This window comes from Agrococcus sp. TSP3-2-1 (assembly GCF_049897585.1).
Taxonomy (GTDB): Bacteria; Actinomycetota; Actinomycetes; order Actinomycetales; family Microbacteriaceae; genus Agrococcus.
Genome location: NZ_JAFCWN010000002.1, coordinates 120,044 through 132,367, shown reverse-complemented (window position 1 = coordinate 132,367; position 12,324 = coordinate 120,044). Strand labels below are relative to the sequence as shown.

The window sequence follows — 12,324 nt, the reverse complement described above, 5'->3', positions numbered from 1 at the left end:
CGAGCCTGAGTCAGAGCCCGTGCAGCTTCCGCCAGAGCCAGTGCCTCGACAACGGGTCGAGGGATGCGCCCTGCGCTTCAAGCATGCGAAGCATCGGGAATCGCTCGACATCGATCTCATCGAGCTCGCGCCGGTACGCGGGCTCGCGGAGCTGCGCGAGCACTGCCTCACGCCAGAACAGCCAGGAGGAATCCGTGACCCGCGCGGTCCTGCGCAGATCGACCTCGTCCTCACAGAGCTGGAGGTAGCCGCGCAGCACAACACGGTCCGATGGAAGCACGTCATCGTGGAGCACGAACTCAGGGCTCCCCCGGTCCATCAGCTCCTAATATCGCTGGACATACACGGCTTCGAAGTCGCGGTGCATCTGGCGACTGTGGAAGAGCACCTGCCATGCAGCGAGAAGGACCGCGACGAGCGTCACGCACTGCAGCACGAACGCCCAGTCGTCGAGCGTCATGACTCGACACCCTCCACGGCCATCCACGCGATCAGGCGCACCTCGTCGAGCTCCACCGGCGCCAGCGGCTCCACATTTCCGGCCGCCTGGATGCCGAAGGCGTCCAGCACCCCGACGATCGCATTGACGACATCCACCGGAGTCCCTGCCGTGCGCAGAGCGCCCCGCATCGCCTTCCTGGCCTTCGCGGACGGCACCGCTTTGAGCCGCTTGAGCGTCTCCATCTGGGCGGTCCCCAGGTGGCCTCCGTGGTTCAGGATGACCTGGCGAGCCTCGCGAAAGGATGCCGGCGCCTCGGCCGCCAGCGCGTTCGGATCGGTGGATCGCATCCACGTCGAGTGCGCATGCTCACGCGCGAGCGCCCACGCCTCGTACGCGCCCTGGAAGGCAGCCTCCGAGAGCGAGCGAGCCCGGGTGGCGCTGCCCGGATCCGCGGTGACGAGCGACTGGAGGGTGTCGTCCTGCACGAGCTCACCGTCCTCGACCTCAATCGGCTGCCAGGACTCGTCAACCTGCACGTTGCGGAACCAGGTCTGGCCGCTGTCGCCCATCTGGAGGCAGAACACATAGGCCCGGCCCTGGACCGCGGGATTCACGAATCCGCTGCCGATGCCGAACGGCAGGTCCTTGAGCCGTGCCTCGAGCTGCGAGTCAGCATCGAGCGCGTTCGCGAGCCGACGCCGGTACTCCTCACCGGAGCCTGCCGCCGAGCCGCCGCCCTGTTCCACCAGGTGCTCGATCTCCTCGACGATCGCGTCGGCGTCGTAGTGGTCCTGCGGGGTGAGGTGAGAGAAACCGGGCAGCACCTTGCCGGCACCGATTGCCGCGTCTGCCTGGCGCAGCTTGCGGATCAGCGTCTGCTCGAGGCCGAGGAAGTCGTCGAGCCGTTCCGCGGGGAAGAAGACGTCGAGCTCGATCGAGCGGTGCTGGCTGCCGATGCGATCGACGCGGCCGTGCCGCTGCACGATGCGCATTGGATTCCACGGCAGGTCGTAGTTCACGATGTGCGCCGCCTGCTGCAGGTTGACGCCCTCCGCGAGGACGTCGGTGGTCAGGAGCACGTCGTACAGGTCAGCTTCGATCGGCGTCCCGTCGGCCTTCAGTTTGCCAGCGGTGCGGGGTGCGAAGTTGGCGACCGCCTTCGCGCGCGTGGGCTGGTCGATGCCGCCTCGCTTGCCAGACGCGAACTCGCCGATGATCGCCGGTGCGACACGATTCCGATATGCCGCGAGAGGCGAGTCGGCCGGTGCAGCCTCCAGCGCGTCCAGGAGCCGATCGTGCAGATCTCTGATGGTGTCTGCGTAGGTGGAAAACACGATCACCTTGCGCCGATCGCCGGTCGGTGCATCGATGGAGGCGGGCTTCTCGGCCTCTGCGGCGATGCGCTCGAGCTCGGAGAGGAGCGCCTCGACCTTGGGCTCTCCTGCGTGCGCCGCCGCCTCGGCGAGTGTGCGCAACCGCCGGATCAGCTCGAGATCGAGCGCGACATCGGACGCGAGCAGGTCCGCATCGTAGAGCGCGGCAGGTGACGCCTGGTGCTCCGTGTCGGCATCGAGCCCGGCGACGATCTCGTCGAGGTCCTCGGACTCGGAGCCGACATAGTCGCGCAGCGCGCCGCCGGTGAGCACGGTGCCCCTCCCCAGCGCGGAGAGGAACGCCTCGTGCGTCCGCTCGAGCACGCTCAGGGTGCCGGCGAGCGCCGTGGGAGAGGACTCGAGGCGCTTGAGTAGCGCGGATCGGAGCAGTCCCATGTTCGACACCTGCGTAGAGTTGAGATCCTCCGACCTCAGGTAGCGGCTCGGCACGTAGCGCGCCAGCAGCAGCCGCCCAGGGTCACCCCGGCGCACCTCGAACGACGCGACATGCGCTTCCGCCTCAGGGATGTCGAGCGCGTAGGTGACGCCGTCGACCAGTGCGTCGCCCGGCGCGTCGAGCGCGTAGTCCACACGCCGCACGTCGGCGTCGGGGAACTCAACCGGGATCTTCTTGCCGCCCGGCCCGGTGATCATCTGCCCCTTGTAGTTTTCTTTCACGAACCGGCGGGTGCGACGCACGGCGACCTGATCCATGAGGTCGAACAGGTGCGCTGGAGTCAGCGCCTCGGGATCCATCGCCTGGGCTTCGCGGATGTACTTGCGGATGGACGGGATGCCGATCGGCGCGAAGCGTGCGTCGTCGCGGATGAAATACTTGACCAACGTTTCGAGGTCGATCAGCGAGTTGTTCACGGGCGTCGCTGTCAGCAGCACCACCTTCTTCGGGTGCTTACCCGCCAGGATGATGCGATCCATGGCCTCGGACCGAGCCGCACCCGCGTTCCGGAGGTTGTGCGCCTCGTCGACGATGACGAGCGCCGCGTCCTCTGCGCGCTCGACGAAGGTCGCGTGCTCGGCGTGGAGGGGATCCATGCGGCTTCGGATCTCTTCGTAGGAGTGCACCGTGACCCGGCGAGACATGCCGAACTGCTCGAGCACCGGATCCCACACGGAGGCTTTCAGCGCGGCGGGGGCGGCGACGAGCACGCGCTGCCGCTGCTGCTCGGTCGCGGCAGCGATGACCTCGAGGGCGAGGAAGGTCTTGCCGAGTCCCACCTCGTCGGCGACAAGCACGCCACCGATCTCGTCGAGGAGTCGCCGCATGCGCTTGACGCCGTCCGCCTGGAACTGCGTCAGCTCGAACCTGGTCGCGCCGGCTTCCTCCTCGTCGAGGTGGTCGCCGTAGCGCGCCAGCAGCATGCGCACGAAGACAGTCCACGGGGAATGCTCCTCCCACAGCGGCTCGTACAGCGCGGCCAGATCGAACGCCTCCGAGTCGTTCCAGCACTCCTCGAACCAGTCGATCACCTGCTGGGTCGAGCCGTGTTGGCCGGATGCGCCGACGTTGAGCTCTGCATTCCTCGTCAGGCCCGCGAACGTGAGGTTCGACGAGCCCGCGAGGTAGGCGGGGTGCGTCGGGTGGTGGCTGATGAACGCCTTGCCGTGCAGGAAGCCGCCGGTGTACCGACGGATCTCGACGACCGGATCACCGCGCTCGTCGGCCGCGCGCAGCCAGGCCACGAGACGCTTCGCCGACTGCGTCGCACCCACCTCGAATCCGAGTGCGTCACGCTCCGCCTTCAGCCAGTCTTCGTGCCGTGAGAGCGCCGTTTCGAGCCGGCGCCGCAGAGCATCGCTGGCGTCCGGCGGCAGCAGGGGGTCGGGCAGAGGATCGGCGCCCAGCAGCACGCGGATCCGTGGCAGCCGCTCGAGCTCGTCGGCGAGGAGCATGAAACCGGCCGGGTTGATGTAGGCAGTGGCGATCGCGGCGTGCGGCGCCTCCTTGAGCGCAGCGCGGTTCACTCGGAATAGCCGTCGCACCTCCTCGCGCACGGTCATCGGCGGCGCGATGCGGTTCGTCGCGAAGACCGGAAGCTGCTCGGTCATCGTGCGCTCCATTCGTCGAAGTAGGCCAAGGAGCGATCCAGCCGAGCGCGGTAGTCCCACCCTCTGTGGAACGTCGCGAAGATGTGCTCGAACTGATCGCGCGTGAGGCCGTACAGCGATGCGACGAGCGCGTCGAGCTCGGCGATGAGGGCAGACTTGATCGGCTCCGCCTTGGCGCTTCCGACTTCGACGCCGATTTCACCCGCCCAGGCCCGGTATCGAGAATCTGCCGCGGCCAGCCGACCGGCAATCTCGGTCACGCGCTGACACCGGACTGAGGCAGGCAGGAACTCGGGAATAGGCAATCCGTTGAAGATGTGCAGGTTCATGCCCATCTCGACGTACTTGCGCGCATACCAGTCGAGAGGCACCGACGACAGGATCCCGAGAAGATACGCTTCCGCCTTGGCATCACCCGCGTAGCGAAACACATACGGGGCCTTATTCGTCAACACAGTCCCGGGCGGCACCAGTGCAGCGATCGAGGTGCGCGTGTTCGTCGCGTTCGTGACGTCGCGGAATGCGATCCGAGGGTGGCGGAGCGGCAGCGTGCTCGCGTCAGCAGCCCAGGACGCAGGCTTGCCGAAGAACGCCGATGACTTCAGGCCGATCTGGCGCTGTCGCTTCGCCTGGAGGGCCGCCTCGACCTTCGCGGGATCCGCCCACGCGTAGACCTCACTCGTCTCAGGCGTCCACAGGTCGAATCCGGCGCCGCCGCGCACAGGAATCCGGTCCGGGCTCTCGGGCCCATCGTCGAACGTCTTGCGGTCGTTGGTGGCATGGAACTCGGCGACGGGCCGGAAGTCCCAACCGGGACGCTTCGCGTCCAGGCGAGGCGCCTGCCGGATCTGAGCGAACACCTCGACGCTCTTCGCGTCGGGAAGGTTCGGGATCGCGGCCGCCGCGCTCGCCTCCGAAATCGTGGCGAATTCAGTTACGCCGAGGCGGTGCCGTCCGTCGAGGAAGTCGGTTTCGCTAGCGAAGGGGCCTGCAAGAGCCACACGACCAGACGCCACCTTCTCGAGTGCAGCGAGAGCAATGGCGTACTGGGGATGGATTGGGAATACCCAACGTCGATTGTTGAGGAGCACGACGATCTCGGCACTGGAGCGCGGAAGTACGGTTTCGCGCCACGCCCTGCCGCCGGCGGCATTGAACTGCGACCGAGGCACGACAATTGCGCTCCGGCCCCCGCTTCGAAGCAAGTGCCAGAACCGCCAGGCGAATGCCGAATAGAGGTCGACATCGCCGGTCCCGAGTCCCGGGTACGGCCCGGCGAGTAGCACCTTCCGGAGCGCCTCGACCGAGTCGATCTCTCGCTGCAGCTCCGGCAGCAAGTCCGCTCGTTCCACCCTGAGGCGTGCGATCTCGGCCTTCAGCGCTGCGGGCTTGAGCCCTAGCAGGCCGGGGCGCACTCGCAGCCAGAACTTGGGCTCTTCGACCATCACCTCCTCCCACGGGGGATTGCCGATGAGGACGTCGAAGCCGGGACGGTCGCGGAGGAACACCTCGGGGAAGAGGTAGGGCATGTGCGCCGGATGGAGTGGCTCGACCGCCGAACGGACTGCATCGGTCGACGCGAGCTCGACGAACTGCTCCTCGTCCCACGCTTCTCCGGCCGCGCGACCCAGACGCTTCGCGACTGCCACGTCGAACATCGCCTTCGCGGGGGCAGCAGCGGCCCGCGCGCGCTCGAGCATCGCGACGCCCTCTGCCACCTCCGACTTGTCGGCCTCGGAAGCACTCGCGTGGTCGAGGAGCAGATCGCGTGCAGCCGACAGAGGCTCGCGGATGATCGGCTCGAGCACCCCCTCGGCGCCGAGCGCCTCGAGAGCCTCGTCGATCGTGCCGATGCCGGTCAACGAGTTTGCGAGCACTAGACCATGGTCGAGGCTCGACATCGGCAGCCCAGGTACGAACGTGTGGATCCACAGGGCGAGCTGCGACAGCTCGACCGCGAGCGGGTTGATGTCGAGCCCGTAGATGCACCTACGCGCCACCTGCCGTCGAAGCAGCTGCCCCTCGGTGATCGCGAGGGCGCCCTCCATGTCGGCGCCGAGGGCGTCACGCGCCGTCTCCGCCAGCCGCGCCAGCTCGGCGCGGACGCCGGGCACCTCGGTCACGGTCAGGAAGTCGCGCATGCCGCGCTCGATCTTGTCGACCGCCGCGACGAGGAAGTGCGCGGAACCCATCGCCAGGTCGGCGACTCGGAAGTCGAAGAAGGCGTCTGCGGCCGCGCGATCCTTGCCGCTGTCCATGAGCGCACGGACGCGCTCAAGATGGCCATGCAGAGCGGGCTCGACCGACCGCTCGATGAGGTGGTCGACCACAACTTTGGGCGTGTAGTACGAGCCCGTCGCCTTGCGCTCACCAGACGCCGAGTGGAAGTAGGGACGCCCGGCGAACGCCTCTACTCGGTCACCCTCCTTCGCGGGCACGAACGCACCCTTCGCATCGAGGGCGAGATCCTGCTCGGCCACCGAGAGGCTGGACTCAAGCAACCCTTCGTAGATCGTTCCGAACTCGCGCACCTGCAGGCTCCGGAAGTCCACGGGGCCGCGTGATCCATCCACGGTCTGCTCGCTCAGCAGCTGCTGCAGCGCAGGCCCGAGCACACGATCCGTCAGCCGGAGCTTGCCGATGAGCGCCCCCTCGCCGCTGCCCGGATCGAAGAGGCTCCCGCCGTAGGCGGGCACTTCCCACCGGCCGTTGCCGTGGAAGATGACCTCCCACACCTGCACGAGATCCGACCAGATCGCGGCGGACTCGGCCGCGAACTGGTCCGGTTCGGTGTCCTTCTCGAGCGCGATGAACGTCTGCAGGGAGTTCGCGTCGTAGTGCTCGTTCCTACCAGCCGGCAGCAGCTCGGTCGCCTCGCCGTACGCCTGGAACAGCAGGCGGAAGAGGATGCGCATCGTCACCCGATACGCGTTCTGCAGCCCGTCCGCGTCGAGCGGGATCCCGAGCGAGGGCAGCTGCTCCGCCACTGCGAGCGCGATGCTCGGCACGACGCCCTCGTAGACGCGGTCGCGCAGGCGCGTGCCGAGGTCTGCGGCGTACTTGCCCGAGCCGTCGAGGAGCTGCTGGGCGGAGCCGTTTGAGTCGAGCGCGGCAGCCGAGAAGATCAGCGTGAGCAGCGCCGCCTGCTCCGGCGCGAGCAGAGCGAGGTCGAGCTCGAAATAGGTCTCCGACTGCCCACGCTGGCCTACGCCGACGCCGTCCCGGCCGGGATAGAGCCGCAGGGTCGACTTCCGCACCGCGATTACCCACGGCACGTCCTCGCGGCCCGCCACCTCGAGCGCCTTCGCCACCGGCGTCAGCTGGTAGGTGGCCGACTTCTGGTCGAACTGCTCGTCCTCCTTGAGCAGCACGGCGACCGCACGGCGCGGGCCCGTGGCGGTGCGCAGCACCAGCACGCGATCGGAGCCTGCGGTCTCGCTAGAGAAGCCGAGCGCCGCGACGAGCTCGGCGCCCCGCTTGGGCAGCATCGTCGCCGCCGCCTCGCCGGCCGACTGCCAGTCGGCTCGCTTGGGCACATCGCGGAGGAGGTGATACGTGGCGAAGAGGAAGTGGTTGGAGAACCCGTCGGATCCGGAGGCCGCCATCGCCTCCTGGATCGCGCGAATCTGGGCGTGGGCCGCGAGGCCGTCTCGCTCGTCCAGCACCGACTGCAGCTGTCGCTCCGCCTGGCCGACCGTGATCGGCCCGATGGATGGAGCGCCCGACGCGGGGTAGTGGATCCAGACACCGCCGGGAGCGACGACAGCAGCGATGAAGCCCATCGGCGCGCGGCCCGACCTCGACTTCCAGAGCGTCTCGAGCATGCCCTTCGTCGGCTGCGCGGGAAGCGTGGCAACGCCGACCTGCATCGCCCCGGCGCCCGCGTCATCGCGGCCGAGATGAACGATCGCGTCGGACGCCAGAGCGCCCGCCTCGCTCCACGCCACGGAAGTCGAGCTCTGCAGCTGCAATGCCGGCACGGTCATACCTCTCTCGAGCCCTCAGCTCGGAGCTGAGGCGGCGCGCGGTGCGCGACGGCTGATCCCGGTGGGGACGCCTGGATCGAACGCTAGCGCGAGATGGTGACGCGTCATCAGCTTTCCTGCGGCGAGGCTTGTCCGAAAGGGGACGGATGTCAGCGAGGCTCGGTACGTTCGGTCCGCCCTGTCGAGAACGAGGAATTCATGCCAGCAGATGGTCGCGCCGCAGTCGGTCTCGGACTCGAGGCGTTGGCCTCACGGCTCGATCCCATCATCGCCACGCGGTTGGCTCCGCACCTCGGCGGCCTCGAGTGGAACGCGATCCTGGGTGAGCTCGACAAGATCAAGGGTCGCTCGCCACGTGTGCATGACCGGCACGATCTCCAGTCGCAACTGCGCGTTCTGACGGAGCGGCTCGGAGGGCTCGGCTATCCGCTCGACGACTCGAGCCGAACCGTCTCTCGCCTCGGGAGCGAACTGCGCGTGGTCCGCAATCGATGGGCCCACCTCCACCCCTTCGACGTGCTCGACACCTGGCGTGCCCTCGACTACGCGGCTCGCCTCCTCGAGGCTCTCGGGGACGACGACGGGGCGGCTTCGCTCGCGCGACAGCGAGACCCGCTCTGGGGCAAGACGCAGGTGGATGACGCAACAGTGGACCGCGCGCCGGAGCCTGCGTTCGAGCTGCAGGCTCCGCCTGAGCGGCTCCCGCTCTTCGAGCCAGCGGAGATCGCGGGCGACGGTGGGTCGACGGAGCAGGCGGCGGAGCACGAGACGGCGCCTGGTGAGGAGGCGTTCGCCCGGGACGACGCGGCTCGGACGCCGACCGTCGGCCAGCGCCGTATCGAGTTCGAGCCTTGGGTCATCGTCCAGGTCGGGACCCCGGAAGTGCTCGATCACCTTCGTCGAGCTGCCTCGAAGGAGGCCGTCAGGGCGGTGATCGAGGAGATCGTCGCGTTCGAAGGCCCCGTGCAGATCGACCGCCTGGCGAAGCTCGTCGCTCGGTCCTTCGGCGTCGCAAGGCTTCGCCGTGACAAGCACCGGAGCATCGTGCATCAGATCAAGGCCTCGCGACTGCTGGTCGACGGCGACGGCTTCGTGTGGCCAGAGGACGTGGAACGGGACGATTGGAGGGAGTTCCGACCAAGCGGGCCTAACGACAACCGCGGCATCGAGGAGATGAGTCCCGTCGAGGTCGCGAACGCGATGCGGCATCTCCGCGCTCAGCAGCCGTCGCCAATCGATGACGTAAACTTCGATGCCCGCGTTCTGAGCACCTTCGGCCGTCGACGCCGCACCGCACTCGCCACAAGACTCCTTGCAGCGGCCCGTCAGCGGGTCGACCACTTCCCCAGATCGGAGGGCACGCGATGAGTGCGACCGGCACCGACCGCACGTCGGACATGAGCCCTTACGAGCTGGACGTCTGGGCATCCGTCAACGACTACTGGGAGGGCAGGGCGAACCGCCGCGGCCTGCCCAACTGGATCAATCGAACCGTCGAGGGCTCGCTCGACGCCGCTGGTCGCGCAGGCCAGAAAGCGGTCGACCGCATGCCGCGCGTGATCGTGGAAGGGGCTCAGAGGGCCGGTGACGCCATAGGGCAAGCGGCCGTCAAGCCGCTCGCCGCCAACGCGGCTCGTGTCTTGGAGCTCTTCAACGACTGGGCGACCGACCTGGTCGACCCGCGCTCCGTCGAGAAGCTCGCCCGCAAGCGCGGATTCGACATCGAGTCGTTCGAGGACCTTCGCGACCTCGATCTCAAGTCCTGCGATCGGCTGCTGACGAGGAACACGCTCAGATGGCGCACGGTGGGCGCGATCGAGGGCGGCGGCATGGGCGCCTTGGCCCTCGTGCCCGTGGCCGGACTGCCCACATCGATTACCGCCGACCTGGTGCTCGTGCAGGCCATGAGCGTCGTGATCGCTTCCCGCATCGCTTACTCGTACGGGTTCGATGCGAAGGATCCGCAGGAGCAAGAGTTCATCCACCGCCTGGTGCGACGGTCCTTCGTCTCGCAGGCGGCCAAGGCGGAGCCCCTCCGCGAGACGGCGCAGGCCGCCTGGGCGATGAAGGATCGGGTGAACTGGTCTCAGAAGCTGCGGGCCGACCATCGCCTGGCGGAAGCAGTCGAGAAGCTTTTGCAGTTCCTCGGTCCCAAGGGCGGCCACGTGTCGGTGCAGCAGGTCGCGAAGGTGCTGCCGGTCGTCGGCATCCTGGTCGGCGCAGGGACGAACTCCACAGTGCTCGGCGCTGTGGCGAGGGACGCGCAGCGCTTCTGCCAGACCCGCTTCCTATGCGAGAAGTACGGGCTTCCCCTGCCCGTCGCGCTGAGCCGCCTGCGCGACGGGGAGTCGTCGTCCTCGACGGACGCGGAGTGATCGGGAAGAGGCGCAAGAGTCTCGGCTACTTGGTCGCGGGCCAGGCGTCGTGCCAAGGCCCCGGCCACTCGTCGACGAGCAGTCGGGCGAGCCTGTCTCCGCGTTCATCGATCGAATCCTCATCGAAGCCGGCCGCGTACAGCGGATTCGTCACGAGATCTGCGTTGAGCTGCAGGTTGCTGAACTTCAGCAGCTGCTCCCGCTTCGACTCCCACGGATCCTTGCCCATCGCCGGGTTGAGGTTCTTCGTGACCAGGGAGAGGTTCCCCAACCGGTGGATCCTCTCCTGCCTTGCGCGCGAAGCGCGCTCGCTCGCCTCCTCGTCGCCTGTCTCCGGGAGTGGCCAGTGCTCCTGCCAGCTCTGCGGCACCACATGCTCGATGGTGAGCCCAGCCGGCACCTCGATCTGCTCGGTCTTGCGGCTCGCGCTCGTCATGCGTCGCTCGATCACCTCAAGCAGGAACAGGTCTCTGCGATTCGTATAGGAGCGGTAGAACGACTGTGTCGAGAGCTTGGCGATGAAGACGTCGTCGCTCGGCCACATTCGAGTCTTGTCATCGCTGGCTCGGAGATAGGAGACAAGCGCCGCGATTGGATCCTGGACGGGCTCCAGCGCCGTGCCGAGCGCTCGAAGCAGGCCGATCACGATGTAGTTGTAGTTCTTGCCCGCATTGGGGACGACGACGAATCGGCGGAACAGGTAGGACTCGAGTGCCGCGAAGGCCGTCAGCATGCCCTCGCGGGTGATGCGGCCCTCGTCCTTCCAACGCCAGAGACGCAGGACGACCGGATACATGACAGTGATGTCAAGCCTCTTGAGCCGGTCGAGGAACCGGCGCTCCGCCGTGTTGTGCGGGAGGTCCTGCAGCGCCCTATAGCGGTCGGCATCCGCGAGGAAGCGCCTGACGAAGGTGTTCGTCGCATCGACACTCTCCATCTCCGTCCGCGCCAGCGCCTGGAACTCGACATACAGCGCAGTTGCCGAGATGTCTCGGCCGTGTTGGTCGATGAGCCAGTGCATCAGGAACAGCTCCGCCGCGGGACGGAAGTACCGTCCCTGGCGCACCTGACCGCGCCACCACGGATCGGCGAAACGACGAGACCACTCGTCGCGGTCGAGCGCGTCGAGATCAATCGTGAATCGCTTCGCACGACGGAAGACCTCGTTCTTCACGAGGTCCATCGCGAGCAGCTTCTCTCCCTGGGCGTTGAGCGACTCGAAGATGCCCTGCGCATTGTCGCCAGCCTCGAGCCTGATGTCGGCGAACATCAGGTGCTCGTAGAGCGTCACGCGGAGCGCGTCGAACAGTTCCCGCTCGGAGCCTTCTGGCGCTTCATCGACCCAGCTTTCGAGCTGCTCGACGAAGAAGTCGTAGGCGCGCGTAATGTTGTGACCCTCGACCCTTGAGGCCTCAGCGTCATCCATGACGGCGAGGAAAGCCGCCTGATCCTGACGGGTAGGAGTGAGCTTGAACTGCGCGAGGCCCCGAAGCTCGAGTTCGTCGTCCTGCTTCCAGAGCCGGCGCAGACGCGTCGCCGGCATGTGCATGCCGCGCTGTTCCGAGAGTCGCGTCGCGGCGGCGAGCAGCAACAGCGTCGTAGTGAGTCGCTGCTGGCCGTCGATCACCTCCTGCGTCGTCACCTCACCGCTCTTTGACGGGAGATCGATGACGACCGCCCCGAAGAAGTGAGGCGTCATCGGCGCGACCTTCTCCTCATCGCCGCCTACCTGACGCACCAGCCGCGCGCGCTCCAAGTATGCGTCCGTCGTCTCCTTGACGTCCTCCCAGAAGGGTCCGAGACGATCGCTCTCAGGCTCACCCGGACGCGACTCCCAGACGTACGGACGCTGGTATAGCGGGATCTCGTATCTGTCGGTGCCCTGGAGCAGGGTTCGGAGCGTGACCGCGGCAGCCTTCATGCTGCTCACGCTACATCGGGCGATTCCCAGCTGACGCGATTCGCGACATTGCCATGAGTCGGAGATTCTGGCCGATGTCAGGGCGCTATGACTCGTCCGCCGCCTGCTTCATCGGAATGCCGCGCGCTCGGGCCGTCGTCGACGATGCCGACGCGTGACC

7 protein-coding genes are annotated in these 12,324 nt (G+C 67.3%); 2 read left to right on the top strand and 5 right to left on the bottom strand.

The window, feature by feature from the left end; genetic code table 11:
- Positions 1–10: 10 nt before the first annotated feature.
- From ACP7BI_RS03150 to ACP7BI_RS03135, 4 genes are read right to left on the bottom strand one after another with little or no spacing between them, the layout of a single operon-like run.
- The gene (locus ACP7BI_RS03150) at positions 11–319 is read right to left on the bottom strand and encodes a hypothetical protein (RefSeq protein WP_425843685.1); all 309 of its coding nucleotides are present in this window, start codon (positions 317–319) and stop codon (positions 11–13) included.
- Positions 320–325: 6 nt separating this feature from the next.
- A complete protein-coding gene (locus tag ACP7BI_RS03145; protein ID WP_425843683.1) occupies positions 326–460 on the bottom strand; it encodes a hypothetical protein in 135 nt (44 codons plus the stop codon).
- Positions 457–3,882, bottom strand: a complete 3,426-nt coding sequence (locus ACP7BI_RS03140; protein WP_425843681.1) for an SNF2-related protein — start codon at positions 3,880–3,882, stop codon at positions 457–459. Before ACP7BI_RS03140 ends, ACP7BI_RS03145 begins: the two co-directional genes overlap by 4 nt.
- Positions 3,879–7,862 carry an Eco57I restriction-modification methylase domain-containing protein gene (locus tag ACP7BI_RS03135; RefSeq protein ID WP_425843679.1) on the bottom strand — a complete coding sequence of 1,328 codons (3,984 nt, stop codon included), beginning with the start codon at positions 7,860–7,862 and terminating at the stop codon, positions 3,879–3,881. Before ACP7BI_RS03135 ends, ACP7BI_RS03140 begins: the two co-directional genes overlap by 4 nt.
- Before the next feature lie 204 nt (positions 7,863–8,066).
- Between ACP7BI_RS03135 and ACP7BI_RS03130 the strand changes: the two genes are divergently transcribed.
- Together ACP7BI_RS03130 and ACP7BI_RS03125 are read left to right on the top strand one after the other, a co-directional pair.
- Positions 8,067–9,236 carry a DUF3320 domain-containing protein gene (locus ACP7BI_RS03130; RefSeq protein ID WP_425843677.1) on the top strand — a complete coding sequence of 390 codons (1,170 nt, stop codon included), beginning with the start codon at positions 8,067–8,069 and terminating at the stop codon, positions 9,234–9,236.
- A complete protein-coding gene (locus ACP7BI_RS03125; protein WP_425843675.1) occupies positions 9,233–10,243 on the top strand; it encodes an EcsC family protein in 1,011 nt (336 codons plus the stop codon). The genes ACP7BI_RS03130 and ACP7BI_RS03125 overlap by 4 nt, the downstream gene beginning before the upstream one ends.
- Before the next feature lie 25 nt (positions 10,244–10,268).
- On the opposite strand, the gene ACP7BI_RS03120 is transcribed toward ACP7BI_RS03125, so the two are convergent.
- Positions 10,269–12,164: a DUF262 domain-containing protein gene (locus tag ACP7BI_RS03120; protein WP_425843673.1), complete on the bottom strand. Its 1,896-nt coding sequence runs from the start codon at positions 12,162–12,164 to the stop codon at positions 10,269–10,271.
- Positions 12,165–12,324 lie beyond the last annotated feature (160 nt).

Bases quoted from the DNA above. Each gene is read 5' to 3' on its own strand.
- ACP7BI_RS03125 (WP_425843675.1), top strand. From the start codon at position 9,233: ATGAGTGCGACCGGCACCGACCGCACGTCGGACATGAGCCCTTACGAG.
- ACP7BI_RS03120 (WP_425843673.1), bottom strand. From the start codon at position 12,164: ATGAAGGCTGCCGCGGTCACGCTCCGAACCCTGCTCCAGGGCACCGAC.
- ACP7BI_RS03140 (WP_425843681.1), bottom strand. From the start codon at position 3,882: ATGACCGAGCAGCTTCCGGTCTTCGCGACGAACCGCATCGCGCCGCCG.
- ACP7BI_RS03130 (WP_425843677.1), top strand. From the start codon at position 8,067: ATGCCAGCAGATGGTCGCGCCGCAGTCGGTCTCGGACTCGAGGCGTTG.
- ACP7BI_RS03150 (WP_425843685.1), bottom strand. From the start codon at position 319: ATGGACCGGGGGAGCCCTGAGTTCGTGCTCCACGATGACGTGCTTCCA.
- ACP7BI_RS03145 (WP_425843683.1), bottom strand. From the start codon at position 460: ATGACGCTCGACGACTGGGCGTTCGTGCTGCAGTGCGTGACGCTCGTC.